Here is a 21555-nt window from a genome sequence, read left to right as displayed (position 1 = left end):
CACCAACGGAACGAGCCCAGGTAACGAATCCGGTAGCGTTTCCGATATGACGAACGTGCGAAAACTGGCGAGCGCGGTCGCAGCCGGCTTCCTCGGCGCGGCCGTGGTGGCCGCGACCCCGCCTGCGGCATCACATGCGGACCCGACGGGGCATCAGGTCACCTACACCATCGTCACCACCGGCAATCTCACCGGCAGTCTGCGCTACATCACCAGCGATCCGCCGAACCAGGCGGCCTTCGACGCCAATTCGGCGCAGTTCATGACCACCGTGCCGACGACGTTCAGCGGCGGAGAACCCCTGGTCTACAACGCGACGCTGACCAACCCGGGGCAGTGGGCGTTCATCGCTGCCAGCGGTTCCTGCCGGTGGCCCGACTGCAGCTCCGGCAACATCGCGGAGATCAAGTGTCAGATCGCTGTTGACGGCCAGGTGGTGGTGACGCAGAACGCCACCACCGCGGTCACCTGCGCTACGCGTCCCTGGTAACCGGCGCCGCGGGGAGCGGTCGGCCCCCACGGGCGCGGAATTAGCGGTTACCGGCGCACTACGGTGGTTCGCGTGGTCAGTGATGCTCAGGTCGAGCGGTGGCGCGCCGCCGTTCGCACTGCGCTGGACGCCTGGGTCGAGAATGCCGACCCGACGCTTGGCCGCGACGTCGCCGAGTTCGTCGCTTCCGGAGACGCCGGGCCAGATTTAGTCGAGCGGCTGACCGCCGTCGGCGGCATCAAGACGTGGGAAACGTTGCCGCGCGACGATCGCTTGAAAGACGCTCATGCGTTGCTGCACACCATGCCTGCCCGAGTTCGACTGCGCTGGGCGGAGATAGTGCTGCTGCTCAAGCGGTACACCCTGACGCTGGCGCCGATTGCCGGCGGCGACGCCATCGAGAACCTGATCTGTGACCTCGTCGGCGAGTGGAGTTCGTTGGAGAGAAATTTCCCGGATCTTCCCGTCGGCTACGACACCCTGGATGAGATGGTTGTGGCGGCGGGCGGCAGGAGCGGCGAGTTGCTCGCGGCAGCGTTCAGCAGAGCCGCGGACCGGCCCAGCGGTTGGATGTGGCCGACCCGCAACATCCTGCTGTCGACACGCGGTTATGCCGCTGCCGTAGTCCGGCACGCCGCCGAACTCGCGCCGCTGGCCGCCGCACAAACCGGCGAGGACATCCGCGAGCGAGTGCTCGACTTGCTCGAACCTCTGGACGGCACTGCGCTCGCGGCCTTCGCGGACACCTTGGCCACGTTCATGGTGGAGGCAACCGGCAATGTTGCTGTTCGTGCCGAGCGGCTGTGTGGACGTTGTGATAGAGCGGCGCTCTTTGCCGCGTTTCAGCGTCAGGTCTCAGGGCCCCCGGCGCGCCGAGCCGCCGCCTTGCGCGCTGCATGGCGGTATGCCGATATCGACGCCGATCGCCAATGGGCAACGGCCACAGCACAATCCGACCGCGCGCCCAGCGTGCGCCTGATCGTCGACGAATGGCGCGATGCCGCGGCGCCGATTATTCCCCTCCCCGAGCCGGGGCCGGGGTGGCCGGTCGTTGATCCCACGCCGGTCCGCCCAGCCTTGGAAAAGCTTTTCGCGCAGCTTAATTCGATAGTCGTGGGCAACGATTGGGGTGGCAGCCCGCCGCCGCTGATGGGTGCGGAAGATTTGCTGACCGTCGAAACGATACTCCGTGCCGGCCGGGCACCCGACCGGAAGAATCCATGGCCGCGGTTCGCGAATTATCGAATGCGCGATGCGATCCGCGAATTTGCGGAGGCGGAGCATGTCGACATGGTGGTGCTACTGGTGGTGTGTCACTACCTGAGGGACCATCCCTTCGATTTCTACGAGTTCGCCGATGCTGTGCACGCCAAACTCGGCGGCCCGTCGCTGGCTGAGCTGGCCGGCTTGCTCGGTCACTTGACCGAGCAAGCCGACACCGGGCTGGTTTACCACTACGCGAAGGGCAACATAGGGCAGGGTTGGCCCTCCGCCGATGTGCTTCCGTTCCTCACTGCGAACGCTCAGTATCTGGCCGATAGGGCGATGAACGCCAGCCCCCACATCGAGTCGCCCAAGGTCTATTGGGACCTGCTGGCCGAACTTCCGGTGCTGCCGCCCGACGCGGCCGACGCACTGTTTCCCGCCGCTCTGGGGCCTAAGACCAGCAATCGCGCGCAAGCTCAGCGGGTTCTCGCCAAAGCTCCCGACCGCCGCGCCCGCATCTACACCGCGTTGGCTGACGGCCGCGTCAAGGTCCGACTGGCCGCAGCTCAATGGATAGCCCACACCGCAGACCAGCGGACGTGCCGCGGTTGGAGACCTGCCTGCGGATCGAGACCGACGACCGCGTCCGAGGGGCTCTGTTGGGGGCGCTGACCGCGGCGGGAAGGCCTGCGGCCGACTATCTGACACCCGAGCATCTGATTGCCGAAGCCGAAACGGCGCTGCGCAAAGATGCGCCGGCCGGCTTGTCCTGGTTGCTCTGGGAGCGGGTGCCGACGATGCGTTGGGAGCAGGGCCTGGCACCGGTGCCTGCGTCGGTCGTGCGTTGGCTGGTCATCAAGGCGTGTGAGGCCAACGACCCTGCGCCGGACGGAGGGCTGCGACACCACCTTGCGTTGTTCGCCGCCGAAGATCGATTTGCGTTAGGCGACTTCCTGATCGATGCCTGGACGACGGCTGACGAGTACGCCTTTCATTCCCGCCAGACTGCCCAGCAGACGGTCTCGGCCATCAAGTCCAAGGGTGTGCTGGCGGTGGTGGCCGCTTGCGCCAGCCCCAATGCGCCGACGCTGGCGGAGGAATTCCTGCGTAGTTTCGACACGGCGCGGATGGCGCAATGCAGCGCCCTGTTGACCATGCTCGGGCATATCGACAGCGTCGACGCCGTCCGGGTCCTCACGTCGGTGGCGTATCGGTCGAAGTCGGCTCGGCTGATCGAGGAGGCCGCCGCGCAACTGGCCGAGTTGCCCGCTCGGTGGGGATGGTCGGCGGACGAGGCCGCTGACCGCACAGTTCCCTACGTCGGATTCGACAACGCGGGCCGGCTGCAACTGAGTTACGGGCCCGAACCGTATTTCGCTGTGCTACAGGCGGATCTGAGTATCACGGTGTACGACGGCGACGGAAATCCGTGCACGAAAGGGGACCTGGCCGGTCCGTACAAGACGGTCCCGCGCGCGTATCTGGCGCGTGCCCGCAAGCTGCTCGCCCCGGTGGTCACCGCGCAGACCGCTCGACTGGCCGAGGCGATGCACCGGCAGCGCCGGTGGTCCGTGGCGGAGTTCGAACGCTATGTCCTCGGGCATCCGGTGCTGAGCCGATTGGCGTGCCGGTTGGTTTGGGTCGCCGAAACCGACTGCGGTCCAACGCTTTTCCGACCGCTCGGAGCGACGGCCGGGCCCGCTGGGACAGTTACCGTTCGAGTGGCGGGGGACGCCGACATGACCGCTGAGCAGGCCGCTGGCTGGCGCGCGGTGATCAATGCCGGAGACGCACCGCAGCTGTTCGACCAGGGCTAATCTGTGCGTCGGCGGTCGGGTTCTGCATGCGCGACGACGACGACGTCAGCCGGGACCCCGCCGACCGCCCGTAACGTATGCCCGACGGAGGCGTCGAAGTACGCGCTGTCGCCGGTGCCCAGGGTCACGGTCTGCTCGCCATAGCGGAGTTCGACGACTCCGGCGTGCACGAATACGAACTCCTGGCCGCTGTGGGTGGGATGCGGATCGTCGGCGGCGGCACCGGTTGGCCGAACTACGAACGGCGACATGGACTTTCCCAACAGCGAGGTGGCCAGCGCGCGGTAACGCCCCGGGTCGGGCTCGGCCCTGTCGACGACGAACGTTTCCTCGGCCGGGCTGTCGGAGAACAACCGGGCGACGTCGACGTCGAGCGCGCGAGCGACTTTGAGGGCCGCTGCTATCGACGGCGTGCTGTGCCCGCGTTCGACCTTCGACAGGTAACTCTTGGTCAGGCCGGCCCGCTCGGCCAGCTGCTCGAGGGTGAGTCCGCGTTGCCGGCGAACGGCACGGAGCAGTGCGGTCACCGGCCCAGCCTCTCATGACACGAAGTTTCCTATGCGGTACATTGTGTCACATGGTCGCCGGCTCCACGTTCTCCGACTCGAAAGCGGAACTGATGCGCCGCGCCCAGGAACAATTGGACGCCGAATCGGTCGACGGGCATCTGACCACCCGCCAGCAGGTCGCGTTGACCTGCCGGGTGCTGTTCGAGGCCGGCCACGACTCCGGGCTGGCCGGACAGATCACCGCCCGCGCCGAGCAGCCCGGCACCTACTACACCCAGCGCCTCGGCCTGGGCTTCGACGAGATCACCGCAGGCAACCTGCTGCTGGTCGATGAAGACCTCAACGTGGTGCAAGGCGAGGGAATGGCTAACCCCGCCAACCGTTTTCACAGCTGGATCTATCGGGCTCGGCCGGATGTGCAGTGCATCGTGCACACCCATCCCTTTCACGTCGCGGCGCTGTCCATGCTGGAGGTGCCGCTGATCGTCTCGCACATGGATACCACGCCGCTGTATGACGACTGCGCGTTCCTGGCCAACTGGCCGGGCGTGCCCGTCGGCAACGAGGAAGGCGAAATCATCACCGCCGCACTGGGAGACAAAAAAGCGGCGCTGCTGGCCCACCACGGACAGCTGGTAGCGGGGGCCAGCGTGGCGGAGGCGTGCTCGCTGGCGGTGCTCATCGAGCGCGCCGCCAAGCTGCAGCTCGCCGCCATGGCGGCGGGTGCGATCCAGCCGCTACCCGACGAGTTGGCCCGCGAAGCACACGACTGGACCCTGACCCCGTCGCGAAGCCGGGCGAACTTCGCCTACTACGCCAGACGAGCGCTCCAGCGGCACCCCGACGCGCTCACCGCCGGCTGAAAAGGAGCAATCGCGTGCCCACCGTTCACGGGATCATCGCCTACCCGGTCACGCCGTTCGGCGACGACGGCATCGACACCGAGCGGCTGGCCGCGCTGGTGGACCGGCTGGTCTCGTCCGGAGTCCACGCGATCGCCCCGCTCGGCAGCACCGGGGAGCTGGCCTACCTCGACGAATCGGAATTCGACACCGTTGTTGACACCACGCTGGGCGCGGTAGATGGCCGGGTGCCGGTGATCGTCGGTGTCTCAGATGTGACGACCGCCAAGACAATTCGGCGTGCCCAGTACGCGCAGCGGGCCGGCGCCGATGCGGTGATGGTGCTGCCGGTCTCCTATTGGAAGCTGTCCGACCGCGAGATCACGCAGCACTACCGCAGCATCGGTGAGGCTGTCGGAATCCCGATCATGGCCTACAACAATCCGGCCACCAGCGGCGTCGACATGCGTCCCGAATTGCTGGTCGAGATGTTCGACGGCATCGACAACCTCACCATGGTCAAGGAGTCCACCGGCGACCTGTCCCGCATGCAGCGCATCAGAGAACTCAGCGGCGGAAGGCTGCCCTTCTACAACGGCAGCAACCCGTTGGTGCTCGACGCGCTGAAGGCCGGTGCATCCGGATGGTGCACGGCCGCACCGAATCTGCGTCCCCAGCCGTGCATCGAGCTGTACGACGCGGTGCGCGCCGGCGATCTGGACCGGGCGCAGCGGCTGTACGACGACCTCAAACCGCTGCTGCAGTTCATCGTGGCGGGCGGGCTGCCCACCACCGTCAAGGCCGGACTGGACCTGCTCGGCACACCGGTCGGCGATCCCCGGGCACCGCAATTGCCGCTGGACCAGCAGGGCCGCAGCGCATTACAGCAGATCCTGACTTAACCCAGGTCGTTGGTGGCGAAGGTATCGCACTTGTTCGGGTCACCGTTCTGATATCCGATGGTGAACCACTTCTGGCGCTGCGCCGACGAGCCGTGCGTCCAGGATTCGGGGTTGACGCGACCGTTCACCTGCTCCTGGATACGGTCGTCGCCCACCGACGCCGCCGCCGACAAGGCATCGGAAATGTCCTTGTCGCTCAACGGGTTCAGGAACGGTTTGCCGGTGCTCTCCTGCGTGACGGTGGAGGCGTAGTGCGCCCACACCCCGGCGTAGCAGTCGGCCTGCAGTTCGGTGCGCACGCCACCACCTTTCGCGCCCTGCGCGCCGGACTGGGACCGGCCCAGGGTGCCCTGCAGATTTTGGATGTGGTGGCCGTACTCGTGGGCTACCACGTATTCCTCCGCGAAGGGTCCACCGCTGGACCCGAACCGGTCCACCAGCACCGAGAAGAAGTCGGTGTCGAAATACGCCGTCTTGTCCACCGGGCAGTAGAACGGTCCGACCTCGGTGCTGGCCGGTCCGCAGCCGGTGCTCACCGAGCCGCTGAACAGCCGCATCTTGGGCTTGGTGTAGCCGCGAACCAGCTGCTTCCACACCGCGTCCAGCGAGTTACCGGTGGCCACCACCCGGCACTGCACGTACCTGTTGGCATCGGCCCCGGTCTTGCACTTGGTCAAGTCGAAACCGGGCGCCACGTCGCCGCTGGTGTCCACCGGCTGCTGGCTGACGATCCCGCCGGGGTCGACGCCCAGGAGCATCGCGACCACCACGATCAGCAATCCGCCGATCCCCCCGCCGATGGCGATCGGACCCATCCCGCCACCGCCGCCGGACGAGGACGCAGAACTGGTATCGATCTGCATACCCTCGTTGAAGGTCATCGCACGCTCCCCGGAATCAGAGTTTGGTTACCGCGCCGCAATCAGCCTATCGCTGCGCTGTGGCGAATCGGTTGTCGGTGTAAGTACGCAGCGTGCGCAGGAATCGGCGCAGCGTGAGGTTCAGCAGCGGCGCGAACAGCGGCATCGCCAGCCGCGCCGGCCCGGCCGGTTGCACGGCCATGGTCCAGTTCAGCCGGCAACCGCCCCGAATGGCCTCAACCCGGTAATCCTCGGCTAGCGCAGCGAAAGTTTGCGTCGAGCTTTCGTTGAAGCGGAATGCGATGCGGCTGAACGGTTCCCAAGCCAGAAATTCCTCGCTGACGACGATGCCGCCGCGTAGGTCGGCGTTGCGGGTGGTGCCGACGCCGAATGGCTTCGGGCTGGTCCAGGTCACCGTCTTGATTACGGCGACCCAGCGCGGCCACGACTCGGCGTCGGAGAAGACCTCGAATAGCTGCTCGGGCGTGATGGCCAGGTCGACGCTGTTGCGAAACCGGAAGCGGGCGTTGTCGATGAAGTCCAGACCGACGTGTTCGCACGGGTGCATGGCCTCAGACATTAGCCGGGGCCTTCGCTGGCCGCGGCCAGCAACGGCACGATCACGTCGCTGATCGGGGTGGGCAGCCCGTGCCTGCGCGCCCGGCGGACGATCACCCCGTTACGCAGATCCCATTCCAGCGGTCGGTGGTGTTCGCGATCGGTCAGTATCGAAGTCGTCATGTCCTCGGGCACCGCCCGGAACGAATCGACGATCTGCCCAACGACGTCGTCGTCGAACTGGGCACCCTCGGCGCGGGCCACCGCGACGCATTCGGCCACATATCGGCGCGAGAGGGCAGCCACGTCGTCGCGGCGGAACATGCCGGATCGCCGCCCGGTCAGCACCATCAGTCCGGCCAGCGCGTTGAGCAGCAGCTTGCGCCACGTCACGGTGGTGAAGTCGGGGTCGCAGTCCACCCGGCAGCCCCCGGACCGCAGTAACTCTGCAACAGCTTCGGCCGCGGGTCCGGTGGGCAGCACCAGCGCGGCTTCCCCACGCAACCGCACCCACCCGTCGGGCTGGGTTTCTGCGGAGTACCACACGCTGCCGGGCACTACGGTCGACGACGGGCACAGCGGTTGCACCTGCTCGACCTGCTCGACGCCGTTCTGCAGCACCGTCACCACCGTGCGCTCATCACATAACCGAGTCAGCCAGCCTGCCGCGGCGTCGTTCTGGGTCGCCTTGACGGCCAGGATCACCACCTCGACCGGGCCGTCGACGTCGGCGGGGTCGGTGTGCACCGGCCCGGGCACCACAATCGCTGAACCGCCATCGGGCCGCAGTTCGATGCGTTCGCGTGGGGTATGGCCGCACAGCGACACCGGGTGACCGGCGCGGTGCAGCAGCGCGGCGACCGTTGTGCCGACGGCGCCGGGGCCCACGAGTGCGACAGAGGTAGGAATACCGGCAAAAGTACCGGGCGGAACCCGCCCTTTAGACTGGGCAGTCATCCAACCCAGGTCTGAAGGAGTTTTTGTGCTGCGCAGCCACGCCGCGGGTTCGCTACGGGACAGCGACGCCGGACAGCAGGTGACGTTGGCCGGTTGGGTGGCGCGCCGCCGCGATCACGGCGGTGTCATCTTCATCGACCTGCGTGACGCGTCCGGCGTCGCCCAGGTGGTCTTCCGTGAATCCGAGGTGTTGGCCCAGGCGCACCGGCTGCGCTCGGAGTTCTGCGTCGCCGTCACCGGCGTGGTCGAGATCCGCCCGGAAGGCAACGCCAACCCCGACATCGCCACCGGCGACATCGAGGTCAACGCCACCGCGCTGACCGTGCTGGGGGAGTCCGCGGCGCTGCCGTTCCAGCTCGACGAGCCGGCGGGGGAGGAGCTGCGGCTGAAGTACCGCTACCTGGATCTGCGCCGCGACGCACCGGCTGCGGCAATCCGGTTGCGCGCCAAGGTGAATGCGGCCGCCCGCGAGGTGCTGGGCCGGCACGACTTCGTCGAGATCGAGACACCGACCATCACCCGGTCCACCCCGGAAGGCGCGCGTGACTTCCTGGTGCCGGCCCGGTTGCGGCCGGGCACGTTCTATGCGCTGCCGCAGAGCCCGCAGCTGTTCAAGCAGCTGCTGATGGTGGCCGGCATGGAGCGCTACTACCAGATCGCCCGCTGCTACCGCGACGAAGATTTCCGTGCCGACCGCCAGCCCGAGTTCACCCAGCTCGACATGGAGCTCAGCTTCGTCGACGTCGACGACGTCATCGCGATCTCCGAGGAGATCCTGGCCGCGCTGTGGGCCCTGATCGGATACCAGATCCCCACCCCGATCCCGCGGATGACCTACGCCGACGCCATGCGCCGGTTCGGCTCCGACAAGCCCGACCTGCGCTTCGGTCTGGAGCTCGTCGAATGCGCAGAGTTCTTTAAAGACACGACGTTCCGGGTTTTCCAGGCACCTTATGTGGGTGCGTTGGTGATGCCCGGCGGGGCGTCCCAACCGCGGCGCACGCTGGACGGCTGGCAGGAATGGGCCAAGCAGCGCGGGCATCGGGGCCTGGCCTACGTGCTGGTGGGTGACGACGGCACGCTGGGCGGACCGGTCGCCAAGAACCTGACCGACGCCGAGCGCGACGGCCTGGCCGCTCACGTCGGCGCCGGCCCGGGCGACTGCATCTTCTTCTCGGCCGGCCCGGTGAAGCCGTCGCGCGCACTGCTGGGGGCGGCGCGCTCGGAGATCGCTCACCGGCTGGGTCTGATCGAACCCGGCAGCTGGGCGTTCGTCTGGGTGGTGGACCCGCCGTTGTTCGAGCCGGCCGACGACGCGGTGGAGGCCGGTGACGTCGCTGTCGGTTCCGGGGCGTGGACCGCGGTGCACCACGCATTCACCTCGCCGAAGGCCGAACACCAGGGCATCGTCGACAGCGACCCCGGCGCGGTGCTGGCCGACGCCTACGACATCGTCTGCAACGGCAACGAGATCGGCGGCGGCTCGATTCGTATCCACCGGCGCGATATTCAGGAGCGGGTGTTCGCGGTGATGGGCCTCGATCCCGCCGAAGCCGAGGAGAAATTCGGATTCCTGTTGGAGGCGTTCACCTTTGGCGCGCCGCCGCACGGCGGGATCGCGTTCGGCTGGGACCGGATCAATGCGTTGCTGTCCGGCGTCGACTCGATCCGCGAGGTGATCGCGTTCCCCAAAACCGGCGGTGGCGTCGACCCGTTGACCGATGCGCCCGCGCCGATCACCGCGCAGCAGCGTAAGGAGTCGGGAATAGATTTCACGCCCAAGCCGGTTCAGGGGGCATGACCGACAGGGATCTGGCTGAGCTGGCCAAGACGTTCAATCAGGACATCATCGCGGAGTTCCGCGCCAACGACGGGAAGGTGGGCGGCCAGTTCGAAGGCGCCGACCTGTTGCTGTTGCACACCACCGGTGCCAAGTCCGGCGAGCAACGGATCTCGCCGCTGGCCTACTTCGACATCGACGGCAAGCTGATCATCATCGGGTCCTTCGCTGGGGCGCCGGTGAGTCCGGCGTGGGTACACAACCTGCGGGCAAATCCTGCTGCCCGGATCGAAATCGGCACCGACGCCTACGATGTGACCGCGCGCGAACTGCCCGCCGAGGAGCGCGACGCGCTGTTCGACAAGGTCACCGCCAAGGCGCCCGGCTTCGCCGAGTATCAGTCGAAGACCACCCGGGTGATCCCGCTGTTCGAATTGCAGCGCGGACGCAGCGCAAGGGCGGCGGCAACGGCTACGACGACTTAGCCAGGAACTCCTTCACCAGCCGCCGCGGCGCCTGGGTCAGCCACGCCTCGGTGATCAACTCCTCGAGCTCGAAGAACCCGATATCGGCCAGCGTGACCAGCACGGCCGGGTAGCCGTCGAAGTGTGGGGTGGTGAAGTAGATGTCCGGCTCGTCGGCGATCAGCGCGAACTTCACGCCCTCGTCGGGCACCCGTACGCCCAGGATGTCGCCTGTCGGCGGCTGCACCCCGTGGCGCGTCAGCGCTTCGATGTCCGACCTGCGCAACGGGCGCTCCCAGGCCAGCAGCTTCTTGCCGACCCGCCAGTCGTGCTGTGAATGTTCGACGACCAGCGGCAACTCGGCGGCGATGCGCGCGACGTCGTCCCAGGTAGCCACGCCTCTCATTGTGCGCGCATTTGCCGTGCTGAGGAATATTTAGCGCAGAAATCAGCCCACCGACATCGTTTGCTCGGTCGTCTGCTGCCCGCTCAGCCAGGTCACCAGCTTGTCGTAGACCGACGGGTGGTTGAGCAGATCGAAGTGGTTGAGGCCGGCCAGGATGAGCCCGTGTGCGGCGTCGAACGGGATCGACCGGTACTTGCCCTGACCCGCCGCGCTCTTCGGCCGGACCAGGTGGTCGCCCATCAGCAGACCCACCGCACGCGGCGCCGCGGTGGTGGAGACGAAGTGGTAGACCGCGCCGGGCAGGAACGGCACCTCCTGGCACCGGTCGCGCAGGAATTCGTCCGGGTCGCAGTCTTGCCAGTCTTCGTCGAGCAGAGCGCCGTAACGCAGGTCCTTCACGCCGGCGCTGCGGGTGTTGAGGAACTTCGACACGCCTCGGGTCTCGGGAAGCTGCGCCAGCACGAAGGATGCGGCGTTGACACCCTTTTCCAGGTCGGCTCCCAGATGCGGCGAGCCCAGGCACACCACGTGGGACACGTCGTCGGTCCACGCGTGTTCGTGCTGCTGGCCGTAGTGGCACGCGCTGCGCGAGACCAGCCCACCCATGGAATGGCCCACCAGCACCAGTTCCTCCACCGCAACCGGCCACACCGCGTACAGCCGATCGATCAGATCGGCCAGCGCCTGCCCGTTCTGGGAAATGTGCCGGCCGCTGTTGTAGCGCAGGTAGACCGGCGTGTAGCCGAGGTCCTTGCGCAGGCGTTTGCCGTAGGGGCGCAGTTCCTCGCCGGTGCGCGGTGCGCGCCACCAGGACCGCTCGGTCATGCACCAGCCGTGGGTGAAGACCACGATCCGGCTGGTGGCTTTCGGGAACGCCGTGGCGATGGCGCCCCTGCTCAACCCGACCGGCAGCCCCTTGCGGCGGATCTGCATGGTGAGCGCCAAGCCGTTGTCGCGGTTGGTCATCTCGTCGCCGTAGATGCCGTTGAGCGCGGCCAGCACCCCGGCGATCCGGGGCCGGGCCTCGATCGTCTCGTCGTCCTCATTGCTGCACGTGTTGGCAGCCAACGCCCCGGCGCCGTAGAGGGACCCGCGCACCGCGTGGTCCACCAGGCTGTAGATGGTGGACGCGGTGGTGTCGTGCACCACCCTCACCGGCGCGGCTGCCGGGCCGATGGTGCCGAAGACCCGGCCGGCGATACCCCGATGAATGTCCCGGACCAGCGTGGTCAGCACCCGGGTGCCTTCCCCCGCGAGATCGGCCAGCGAACGGATTTCGTCTGCCTGCACAACAAGCTCCTTTCGGCGTTTCAGTGAACAAGTGTTCCCGTTTCGCGTCCGATTGCAAACCGGCCGGCCAGATTCCCGGGTCTGCCCGCCGCAGCGCCGGCCGGCCCCCAGTAGGTTTGGGCATGTGACGGACTTTCGGGACACCAAGCGCTACCGGGTCACGCATCGCACCGAATACCGCTACTCCGACCTCGTGACCGGCTCCTACGGTCGCGGGTTCCTCACCCCGCGTGATTCGCTGCGCCAGCGCTGCGTCGCGCACCGGCTGGTCATCGACCCGGAGCCGGCGGACAGATCCACCAGCCGCGACACCTACGGCAACATCAGCTCGTACTTTCACGTCACCACACCGCACCGCGCGCTGACCATCATCAGCGACTCGATCGTCGACGTCGGACTGCCGACCGCCGACCTCTACACCAGCGGGCCGGCGCTGCAACCGTGGGAGGCGGCCCGCCCGGCCGGGATGCAGGGCGCGCTGGCTACCGATTTCACCCTCGACCTCACCCCGCCCGAGATCACCGACGAGGTACGCGACTACGCCGCACCCAGTTTCGCGCCCGGCCGCCCTCTGGTGGAGGTGTTGCGCGACCTGGCAAACCGCATCTACACCGACTTCACCTACCGTTCCGGTTCGACGACGGTTTCCACACGTGTCAACGAGGTTCTGACGGCGCGTGAAGGGGTATGCCAGGACTTCGCGAGGCTGGCGATCGCCTGTCTGCGCGCCAACGGTTTGGCGGCCTGCTACGTATCGGGATACCTGGCCACCAACCCGCCCCCCGGAAAGGATCGAATGATAGGCATCGACGCGACCCACGCCTGGGCGTCGGTATGGACGCCGCAACAGGCGGGTCAGCACGAGTGGATGGGGCTCGACCCCACCAACGACGCGCTGGTCGATCAGCGCTACATTGTGGTCGGGCGCGGCCGCGACTACGCCGATGTGCCACCGCTGCGCGGCATCATCTACACCAACTCCAAGCGCAGTGTCATCGACGTCGGTGTCGACGTCGTCCCATTCGAAGGTGATGAACTCTATGCGTGATTTCAGTTGTCCCAACTGTGGCCAACGCCTGACATTCGAGAACTCGGCCTGCCTGAATTGCGGCAGCGCCCTTGGCTTTTCGCTAGAACAGATGGCGCTGCTGGTGATCGCCAAAAAGGAAGAAGACAGCGACCACGCCGGCGCCGTCGCGGCGGCCGAATATCAGCTGTGCGCCAATCTGTATGTGGCGGAATGCAATTGGCTGGTCCCGGTCGATCCGCCGGGCACCCTGTGCGAGTCCTGCTCGCTGACCATCGAGCGGCCCAACGATGACGACACGGTTGGTCTGCCCGAGTTCGCCCGGGCCGAAGCGGCCAAGCGGCGTCTGGTCGCCGAACTGCACGAACTGAAACTGCCGATCATCGGCCGTGATGAAGATCCGGACTACGGACTGGCCTTCCGGTTGCTGTCCAGTGCGCACCAGAATGTCATCACCGGTCACGAAAACGGCGTCATCACATTGGATCTGGCTGAGGGTGACGACGTGCACCGCGAGCAGTTGCGGGTGGAGATGGACGAACCGTACCGCACCCTGCTCGGGCACTTCCGCCACGAGGTGGGCCACTACTACTTCTACCGGCTGATCCAGTCGCCGGAGTACCTGGCGCGGTTCAACGAGTTGTTCGGAGACCCCGACTCCGACTATCAGGCGGCGCTGGACCGGCACTACAGCGAGGGCGCACCGGACGGCTGGGAGAAGAACTACGTCTCCTCGTACGCGACCATGCACCCCGCCGAGGACTGGGCGGAGACGTTTGCGCACTACCTGCACATCCGCGACACGCTGGACACCTCGGCGTCCTGCGGCCTGGCGCCGGCGGCGGCCACGTTCGACCGACCGCCGTTGGGACCCAGCGCGTTTCCCACCATCATCGACATGTGGCTGCCGTTGTCGTGGTCGCTGAACATGGTGAACCGGTCGATGGGCCACGACGACCTGTATCCGTTCGTGCTGCCGCCGGCGGTGCTGGACAAGATGCAGTTCGTGCACACCGTGATCGACGAGACCACCGCGGCCGCCTGAGCTCCGCGCCGCTACGCGGGCATCGTCCGGCGCTCGTCGGGGCCACCCCACAGGGGCTGCATGCCGCCGGGCAACGCCAACTGCGTCGCAGCAAGCGCGTCGGCCAGGTCGCGCAGTGCGGCGTGCACCCAGGTGAGCAGCTCGGCCAGTTCTTCGCGGTGCCCGTCGACCAGCTCTTCCAGCTCGGCGGGATCCGAGCGGCGCAGCCGGGTGCCGATCTCGTCCACGATCCGTTCCGGGCGTGACGAGCCCGACGAGCCGGGCAGGTCTTTGAGGCGCGCGCGCAACCGCTCCACCTGGTACAGCAGCGAGCGCGGGTTCTGCGGGTCGAACAGCATCAGTTCGGTCACCGCGGCCACGCTGACCTTGCCCAGCGTGCGACGACGGTAGATGACCGACGACTCGCAGGCCACCAGGGTGGCTTCCACGATGGACTGTTCGGCCACCGTGCCGCGCACCGTGGTCAGCGTGTCGGCCAGCAGCGCGGTCAACCACAGCCCGCGCTCGATCCGCTTGCCGATGTCCATCATCGTCCAGCCCACGTCGCGCACCATCGACTCGCCGGCCACCCCCGACAGGGTCAGCATCCCGGCCAGTGCCTGCGACTGCGCGGCGGCCAGCAGCGCATCGGCCTCGGCCAGCGACTGCGGCGGGTCGGACCGCAACGCGACGGCGCGTTCGACACTGGCCAGCACCATCCAGGTGTCGTTGGACAACTGGTCGCGCACCGCGCGCGCCGACAGCGCCAGCCCTTCCACCGACTGGATCAGCGAACCCGGCCGGTCCAGCTCGACCGTCATCGACCACAGCATCGAAGGAGCCACCGCGATCATCTCGGCGTGGTCGTACTCGGTGGCACCGCCCGCGCCGGTGTCGGTCCCGGTGATGCGGCCCAGCGCGGCCATCAGCACCGGCACGCACTCGCTTTCCTCGCTGTCCTGATGGTGGCGGTAGACGTGGTAGCGTTCGCGCGCCACGATCAACAGTCGCGCCATGTTCTCGGCGCGCTCGCCGTAGCGTCCCATCCAGAACAGATCGGACAGCACCCGTGGCGAGCTGACACCCCAGGTGCCGGCGCCGGTCTTGGCCGGCTGCGGCGCCGAGGGCAGGGTGATCGTCTCGGCTGTCGCGCGTTCCGTCGGGCGCACCCACACATCTTTGGCCGCAACGGTTTTCATGGTGTATGCAGCCGAACCTGGGGCGGTCACATAGCCCAGGCCGCCGATCATCGGGGCGTACCCGCCGCGCTGGGCGACGGTGAACAGCCGCATCCCGACACCGGCCGAGGACAGCACGCCGGCATGGTCGGTGGGGGCCGAGGAGAAGGTGGGCAGCACCTGACCGGCCCACCGCCACGGCGCCGCTTCGATGCGGGCGGTCAACTCGGCGAGCTGCGCGGCCGACAGCGTCGGGCCGACCAGGGGTTCCCCGCCGTCCACCGGTTTGATCAGCAACGACGGCAGGTTCGCCAGCAGGTGGGAGAGCTCGGCCGGGATGCCGCCCCAGTAGACGGGTGCGGTCTGCAGCTGCAGGTCCTCGCCGAGCAGCCGCTCGGCCAGCTCCGGCAGGAAGCGCAGCAGCCCGGGGCTTTCCAGGATGCCGCTGCCCAGCGTGTTGACCACGGTCACTGTGCCGCGGTGCAGCGCCTCCACCAGCCCGACCACGCCCAGGCGGGAGTCGGCGCGCAGGTCGAGCGGGTCCACGTAGCTCGCGTCGACCCGGCGCAGCACCACGTCGACGCGTTTGAGGGTGCCCAGCGACCGCATCCACAGCTTGCCGTCGCGCACCACCAGGTCCGCGCTCTCCACCAGCGGGAAACCCAGCAGCGTGGCCAGATACGCCTGGTCGAACGCGGTCTCGGAGTAGATGCCGGGGCTCAGCACCACCACCACCGGGTCCTGCACCACGTCCGGCGCGGCGTCGATCAGCGCCAGCCGCAGCGCCTGCGCGAACGGGGTGTTCGCCCGCGGCGCGATCTGCTCGTAGAGGTCGGGGATCGCGTGCGCCAGCACCCGGCGATCGGCCAGCGCGTAGCCGGCGCCCGACGGCGCCTGAGTCCAGTCCGCGTTGACCCAGAAGTTGCCGTCGGAGCGCCGGCTGACATCGCAGCCGTGCATGAACAGCTGATGGTGCCCGGGCACGGTGATGCCGTTGGCGGGCCGGATGTAGCCGGGATGGGCAAAGACCAGCTGCGCGGGCAACAGTCCTTCGATGAGCAGCCGGCGCGGGCCGTACAGGTCGGCCAGCACGGCATCCAGCAGCCGCGAGCGCTGAACCAGCCCGGCTTCCAGCGCATCCCAGTCGGCCGCAGACACCACCAGCGGCAGGGTGTCCAGCCGCCACGGTCCGGGTTCGGGTCCGTGACCCGAGGCCGCTTCGCGCCCGGCCTGTCCGTCCGAGACCCCGGTGTAGGTGATGCCGTCGTGGTCGATCAGGCTGTGCACGACCGACCGCAGCCGGTTCAGGCCGCTGCGGCCGCGTTCGGCGATCGCGTCGGCAAGCTCGTCCCAGCCCGGCCGGACGTTGCCGTCGGCGTCGACGAACTCGTCGTAACCGGCACCGGGACCGTCGCGCAGATCGAACAGCGCTTCCTGGGTGCGCGCGGTGCGGTATCCGGCCAGCAGACGGTCGACGTCGTAGGACTCCGAGGAAGCTGCCGACGCTGCACTGAGACCGAGTGTCATATCTGCGGACGCCACTACCGCTGCACGGTACGCACGCGACGCAGATCCAGGATGCCCGGCGCGCCGACGTCGGTGAACAGTCGCGCCTGCTTTTCGCGCAGACCGGCCAGGTCGAGCTTGCCGGGTGTGAAGCCGGACGCCTCGAAGCGCCGCGCCCGGCGCGACTCGGCGGCCACGGCGTTGACCGGGGGCATGTCATAGGCAAGCCCACCGGGGTGAACGACGTGGTAGGTGCAGCCGCCGCGCGACGTCCCGGCGGTCAGGTCGATCAGCTCGAACTGCAGCGGGACATCGATGGAGATGGTCGGGTGCAACGCGCTCGGCGGCTGCCAGGCCTTATAGCGCACCCCGCCCACGTGGATATCGGGGTTGTCGGTCGCCAGCAGCGGTATCGGATAGCCGTTGCAGGTCACCGCATAGCGGTGTCGGTCGGCGCCGATGATCCGCACCTGGATGCGCTCCACCGAAGAGTCCACATAGCGGGCGGTGCCGGTGGCGGTGGATTCTTCGCCGAGGGTGTTCCACGGCTCGATGGCGCCGCGCAACTCGATCTCCACACCGTCGAACACCGCGGTGCCGATCCGCGGGAAGCGGAACTCGGTGAACGGGTCCAGCCAGCTGGTCTCGAAGGGGATGCCCTGCGCGCGCAGGTCGGCCGCCACGTCGGCGATGTCGTGGATCAGGAAGTGCGGCAGCAGGTACCGGCCGTGCAGGTTGTCGCCGTGCCGGATCAGCGGAGCGCGCAGCGGCTGCTCCCAGAACCAGGCCACCAGCGACCGGACCAGCAGCGACTGCACCATCGCCATCCGCAGATGCGGCGGCATCTCGAACCCGCGCAACTCGAGCAGGCCCAGCCGGCCGCGGGAGCCTTCGGGACTGTAGAGCTTGTCGATGCAGAATTCGGCGCGGTGCGTGTTGCCGGTGATGTCGGTCAGCAGGTGGCGCAGCGCGCGATCGGTCACCCACGGCTTGGCCCCCCCACCGGCCGAGAGTCGCGCGATCTCGGCGAACGCGATCTCCAGCTCGTAGAGCGCCTCGTCGCGGCCCTCGTCCACCCGCGGCGCCTGGGAGGTGGTGCCGACGAACCGGCCCGCGAACAGGTAGGACAGCGCCGGGTGCCGCTGCCAGTAGGTGAGGAGCGAGACCAGCAGGTCGGGACGCCGCAGCAGCGGCGAGTCGGCCGGGGTGACGCCGCCGAGCGTGATGTGGTTACCGCCGCCGGTGCCGCCGTGGGTGCCGTCGATGTCGAACGACTCGGTGGACAGCCGGGTCAACCGGGCCTGCTCGTAGAGCGTTTCCAGCTGTCGGCGCTGCTCGTCGAAACTGGCCGTCGGCGCGACGTTGACCTCGATGACGCCGGGGTCGGGGGTGACCGTGGTGAAGATCAGCCGCGGGTCGGTCGGCGGGCCGTAACCCTCGATCACCACCGGGCAGCCGGCCTTGACCACCGCGGTCTCCACCCGCGCGACCAGGTCGATGAAATGTTCCAGGGCGGTGGTGGGCGGCAGGAAGATATACAGCAGCCCGTCGCGGACCTCGGCGACCAGGGCGGTCGTCGGCGCGTTCTCCGGGTCCACGACGACGGCTGTATCGCCCTCCGGTTCCGGCGGCAGCACCGACCCGAGGGTCCCCGGATCCACCTCGAACGACGCCGGGGGCGGTTGCCAGCTGATCGAACTCAGTGGCAACCGCAAGCCCGCCGGGGAATCGCCCTCGGTGAGCACCAGGCGCCCGCGCCGCAGTCGCCAGTTCGCGCTGGCCCAACCGGAGCCGTCGTCGCGGCGGTGCAGCGGCAGGACGAACGCCGCCGGGGTGGTGACCGCTTCGTCGAGCCGGGCCACCAGCGCGGCGCGGCCCGATTCGGTGTCCTGTTCGGCGTCGGGGTCCAGGTCGTCGCCGGGTGCCACCGGGTCACCGGCCGGCAGCCGGACCGACTTCGCCAACCGCACCAGCGGATCCTCGTACGCGGCGCGCACCTGGGTGAGCGGCAGCCCCAGCCCTTCGGCGACCGTCGCCAGCACGTCGCGTGCGGTCTCGTCGGCGACCGGGTCCGCCGGTTCGGGTGACCACGGGTCGGCCAGCAGCGTGTCGTCGCTCCACAGCGCGCGGCCGTCGGCGCGCCAATACAGACCGATCTGCCAGCGCGGCAGCGGCTCCCCGGGATACCACTTGCCCTGGCTGCGCTGCACCAGACCCTGCGGCGCCCACTGCGCCTTGAGCCGGGCGGCCAGCTCGGAGGCCAACCGCCGCTTGTGCGGTCCGTCGGCGGCGGTGCGCCATTCCGGGTCGACCTGATTGTCCACCGAGACGAACGTCGGCTCGCCACCCACCGTCAGCCGCACGTCGCCGGCGACCAGGCGCCGGTCGACCTGGTCGCCCAGCGCACAGATCGAGGCCCACGCGTCGTCGGTGTACGGCAACGTCACCCGCGGGTCTTCGTGCACCCGGGTGACGGTGTTGGTGAACTCCAGGGTCGAGGTACACGGATCGGTGCTGCCCGTGATCGGCGCGGCCGACGACGGATGCGGGGTGGCGGCCAGCGGGATGTGGCCTTCGCCGGCGAACAGCCCCGAGGTCGGGTCCAGCCCGATCCAGCCCGCGCCGGGCACGTACACCTCGGTCCACGCGTGCAGGTCGGTGAAGTCGGCGGCCGGTCCCGAGGGCCCGTCCAGGGGCGGCACGTCCGAGGCCAGCTGCACCAGGTAGCCCGACACGAACCGGGCGGCCAGCCCCAACTGGCGCAGGATCGACACCAGCAGCCATGCCGAGTCCCGGCAGGAGCCCACCCCGCTGCGCAGCGTGTGATCCGGCGTCTGGACGCCGGGTTCCATCCGCAGGCTGTAGCTGACGTCGGCGTTGATGGCCCGGTTCAGCGCGACCAGGAAGTCGATGGTGCGGGTGCCGGGGGGCACGTTGAAGTTGCCGACCCAGGCCTGCACCAAGTCGCCCGGGCCGGACCCCTCCGCGCCTTCGTCGACGGGACGCAGGAACGGTTCGAGGTCGTGCGCCAGCGCCTTGGGGTACAGCGATTTATCCGGGTCCCACGTCTCGGCCCACTCCTCGATGAAGAAGTCGAACGGGTTGATGACCTTGAGGTCGGCGATCAGGCCGACGGTGATGGTCAGCTCCCGGGTGGGCTTGGGGAAGACCAACCGGGCCAGAAAGTTGCCCAGCGCGTCCTGTTGCCAGTTGATGAAGTGCTCGCCGGGATCGATCCGCAGCGAGTAGGCCTCGATCGGAGTGCGGGAGTGTGGCGCCGGGCGCAACCGCACGACGTGCGGATACACCTGGACCAGCTTGTCAAAGGTGTAACTGGTGCGGTGCTCCAGTGCAACTTTGATACTCATAACCGCTGATCCCATCACATGAGACAGCCGCCCGCAGCGTGCGCCAGTGCTGGCTTACGTTGCGGGCGGCTGTTATTCGGGTTTTGGCCGTTCGGCGTGAACAGCCTGTTTCGGGGTGTTACCGCTGATGGCGCCTAGTACTGCTGACCAGGGTACTGCTGCTGGCCCGGGTAGGGCTGCTGGCCGGGGTACTGCTGCTGGCCCGGGTAGGGCTGCTGGCCCGGGTACTGCTGGCCGGGGTACTGCTGGCCGGGCGGCAGACCAGAGGCCTGGCCGGCCTGCTCCAGCGGCGCGACCTGCCCGCCGGTCAACTTGCGGTACGTATAGACCTGGATCAGCATCGCGACCGGGATGGCCGCGATCAAGCCGACGCCGCAGGCGAACTCACCGACGATCAGCACGGCGACCTGGACGAGCCAGGACAGCAGGGCGGGACCCACGTTCGCCTTGGTGGTGTTGATGCTGGCCTTGATGGAATCCACCGGCGACAGCGACCTGTCGATCGCGAACTGGATCGCGAACATCGACAGGAAAGCGAAGATCAGGCCCGGGATGTAGCACAGGAAGGTGCCGACGGCCACGCCGAGGGCCACCAGCAGCGCGGTCAGCACGGCCGGACCCAGGTTGCGCGGTTTCAGGAACGAGCCCAAGGACACCGGCCGGCCGTCGGCGACGTCCAGGCTGCCCGACGCCATGGCGGCCTGCATGTAGTAACCGACGACGGCCAGCACCAGCCCCATCAGGCCCATGCCGATGATCGATCCCATGCCGAGCGCGCTGTCGGAGGCGTAGGTCGAGTAGGAACCCGTCTGCGGGTCGTAGGTGGTGGTGCCCGCGCTCATCAGGGAGGCGATGAACGCTCCGTACATGATGCCGCCGAGCACCGCGATGACGACGAAGAATATCGCCGCGGATCCGGCCATCGGGCCGACGTTCTTGGTGAACTTGCCCCACGCCCAACTGAAGGCGTCGCCCACACTGAACGGGCCGGCGGCCGGGCCGGCGCCCGGGCCGGGCGGGGGTGCGCCGTACCCGCCGCCGGGTGGTGGCGGAGGTGGCGGCGCGCTGTAACCGGGCGCCTGGTAGCTGCCGGGCGACGGACTTTGCGGCTTGGAGAAGTCGGGCCCGGATGGGGGCGGGCTGAAGCTCGGTGGTGGCGGCGGGGGCGCCCCATAGCCACCGCCTTGGCGCGGCTGCGGCGGGTAGCCCGGAGGATATCCGCCCTGCGGGTCGGCCGGGTTGCCTGGATATTCTGGCGGCTGGCTCATTGCTGTCCTCTGCCTCGTAGTTCGCTCTTGTCGATGGGGGCCTGACTCGTGCGGGCGTAGCAAACGGGAACTTAGCAAATGTGCGCCCACCACGCGCGCATTG

Annotated in this window: 18 protein-coding genes; 9 read left to right on the top strand and 9 right to left on the bottom strand. The window is 68.1% G+C overall.

The genetic code is table 11. The annotated features are described in order from the left end of the window. Window positions 1–46: 46 nt before the first annotated feature. The 3 genes from AC5Y5Z_RS06420 to AC5Y5Z_RS06410 all read left to right on the top strand — a co-directional run bounded on the left by AC5Y5Z_RS06420 (window position 47) and on the right by AC5Y5Z_RS06410 (window position 3513). On the top strand, window positions 47–490 hold the full coding sequence (locus AC5Y5Z_RS06420; protein ID WP_463824979.1) for an Rv2576c family protein: 444 nt from the start codon (window positions 47–49) through the stop codon (window positions 488–490). 72 nt (window positions 491–562) lie between these two features. Then, window positions 563–2368, top strand: coding sequence for a hypothetical protein (locus AC5Y5Z_RS06415; RefSeq protein WP_499923985.1), 1806 nt, complete (start codon window positions 563–565; stop codon window positions 2366–2368). After that, on the top strand, window positions 2356–3513 hold the full coding sequence (locus AC5Y5Z_RS06410; RefSeq protein ID WP_499923984.1) for a DUF4132 domain-containing protein: 1158 nt from the start codon (window positions 2356–2358) through the stop codon (window positions 3511–3513). Before AC5Y5Z_RS06415 ends, AC5Y5Z_RS06410 begins: the two co-directional genes overlap by 13 nt. Here the strand turns inward: AC5Y5Z_RS06410 and AC5Y5Z_RS06405 are convergent. Beyond that, complete coding sequence (locus AC5Y5Z_RS06405) at window positions 3510–4040, bottom strand: helix-turn-helix domain-containing protein (protein WP_463824981.1); 531 nt, start codon at window positions 4038–4040, stop codon at window positions 3510–3512. The genes AC5Y5Z_RS06410 and AC5Y5Z_RS06405 overlap by 4 nt on opposite strands. 50 nt (window positions 4041–4090) lie before the next feature. On the opposite strand from AC5Y5Z_RS06405, the gene AC5Y5Z_RS06400 reads away from it, so the two are divergent. Together AC5Y5Z_RS06400 and AC5Y5Z_RS06395 are read left to right on the top strand one after the other, a co-directional pair. Next, window positions 4091–4885 (top strand): aldolase, encoded by a 795-nt coding sequence (locus AC5Y5Z_RS06400; RefSeq protein WP_463824982.1) that lies wholly within the window; start codon window positions 4091–4093, stop codon window positions 4883–4885. Window positions 4886–4899: 14 nt separating this feature from the next. Further along, window positions 4900–5766 (top strand): dihydrodipicolinate synthase family protein, encoded by an 867-nt coding sequence (locus AC5Y5Z_RS06395; protein ID WP_499923982.1) that lies wholly within the window; start codon window positions 4900–4902, stop codon window positions 5764–5766. Here the strand turns inward: AC5Y5Z_RS06395 and ypfJ are convergent. Genes ypfJ through AC5Y5Z_RS06380 form a run of 3 tightly spaced genes read right to left on the bottom strand, consistent with a single transcriptional unit; the run spans window position 5763 to window position 8093 of the window. Further along, window positions 5763–6647 carry a KPN_02809 family neutral zinc metallopeptidase gene (ypfJ, locus tag AC5Y5Z_RS06390; protein WP_463824985.1) on the bottom strand — a complete coding sequence of 295 codons (885 nt, stop codon included), beginning with the start codon at window positions 6645–6647 and terminating at the stop codon, window positions 5763–5765. The two genes, AC5Y5Z_RS06395 and ypfJ, sit on opposite strands and share 4 nt — an antisense overlap. A gap of 46 nt (window positions 6648–6693) precedes the next feature. Then, complete coding sequence (locus tag AC5Y5Z_RS06385; protein WP_499924031.1) at window positions 6694–7194, bottom strand: SRPBCC family protein; 501 nt, start codon at window positions 7192–7194, stop codon at window positions 6694–6696. 11 nt (window positions 7195–7205) lie between these two features. Continuing rightward, a complete protein-coding gene (locus tag AC5Y5Z_RS06380) occupies window positions 7206–8093 on the bottom strand; it encodes an oxidoreductase (protein ID WP_463825434.1) in 888 nt (295 codons plus the stop codon). A 46-nt stretch (window positions 8094–8139) separates the two neighbouring features. Here AC5Y5Z_RS06380 and aspS point away from each other — a divergent pair, with 46 nt between their 5' ends. After that, entirely contained in the window at window positions 8140–9942 is a 1803-nt protein-coding gene (gene aspS, locus AC5Y5Z_RS06375) for an aspartate--tRNA ligase (RefSeq protein WP_473139662.1), read from the top strand. After that, the gene (locus AC5Y5Z_RS06370; protein WP_473139540.1) at window positions 9939–10406 is read left to right on the top strand and encodes a nitroreductase family deazaflavin-dependent oxidoreductase; all 468 of its coding nucleotides are present in this window, start codon (window positions 9939–9941) and stop codon (window positions 10404–10406) included. Before aspS ends, AC5Y5Z_RS06370 begins: the two co-directional genes overlap by 4 nt. Here AC5Y5Z_RS06370 and AC5Y5Z_RS06365 read toward each other — a convergent pair. Next, window positions 10393–10782 (bottom strand): MmcQ/YjbR family DNA-binding protein, encoded by a 390-nt coding sequence (locus AC5Y5Z_RS06365; protein WP_463824987.1) that lies wholly within the window; start codon window positions 10780–10782, stop codon window positions 10393–10395. The two genes, AC5Y5Z_RS06370 and AC5Y5Z_RS06365, sit on opposite strands and share 14 nt — an antisense overlap. A gap of 51 nt (window positions 10783–10833) precedes the next feature. Then, window positions 10834–12081 carry an esterase/lipase family protein gene (locus tag AC5Y5Z_RS06360; protein ID WP_499923981.1) on the bottom strand — a complete coding sequence of 416 codons (1248 nt, stop codon included), beginning with the start codon at window positions 12079–12081 and terminating at the stop codon, window positions 10834–10836. A 124-nt stretch (window positions 12082–12205) separates the two neighbouring features. On the opposite strand from AC5Y5Z_RS06360, the gene AC5Y5Z_RS06355 reads away from it, so the two are divergent. Then, window positions 12206–13129, top strand: a complete 924-nt coding sequence (locus AC5Y5Z_RS06355) for a transglutaminase family protein (protein ID WP_473139542.1) — start codon at window positions 12206–12208, stop codon at window positions 13127–13129. Beyond that, on the top strand, window positions 13122–14153 hold the full coding sequence (locus AC5Y5Z_RS06350; protein ID WP_463824990.1) for a zinc-binding metallopeptidase family protein: 1032 nt from the start codon (window positions 13122–13124) through the stop codon (window positions 14151–14153). The genes AC5Y5Z_RS06355 and AC5Y5Z_RS06350 overlap by 8 nt, the downstream gene beginning before the upstream one ends. Window positions 14154–14164: 11 nt before the next feature. On the opposite strand, the gene AC5Y5Z_RS06345 is transcribed toward AC5Y5Z_RS06350, so the two are convergent. The 3 genes from AC5Y5Z_RS06345 to AC5Y5Z_RS06335 form a co-directional block, all read right to left on the bottom strand. Then, complete coding sequence (locus tag AC5Y5Z_RS06345; protein ID WP_499923978.1) at window positions 14165–16837, bottom strand: circularly permuted type 2 ATP-grasp protein; 2673 nt, start codon at window positions 16835–16837, stop codon at window positions 14165–14167. Between the two features lie 14 nt (window positions 16838–16851). Then, entirely contained in the window at window positions 16852–20184 is a 3333-nt protein-coding gene (locus AC5Y5Z_RS06340; protein ID WP_473139543.1) for a transglutaminase family protein, read from the bottom strand. A gap of 134 nt (window positions 20185–20318) precedes the next feature. Then, window positions 20319–21452 carry a DUF2189 domain-containing protein gene (locus AC5Y5Z_RS06335; protein ID WP_499923977.1) on the bottom strand — a complete coding sequence of 378 codons (1134 nt, stop codon included), beginning with the start codon at window positions 21450–21452 and terminating at the stop codon, window positions 20319–20321. Window positions 21453–21555: the final 103 nt, after the last annotated feature.

This window comes from Mycobacterium sp. NGS29 (assembly GCF_059812965.1).
Note: the sequence above shows the minus strand (reverse complement) of the source record. Positions and strands in the feature narration are given on the sequence as shown.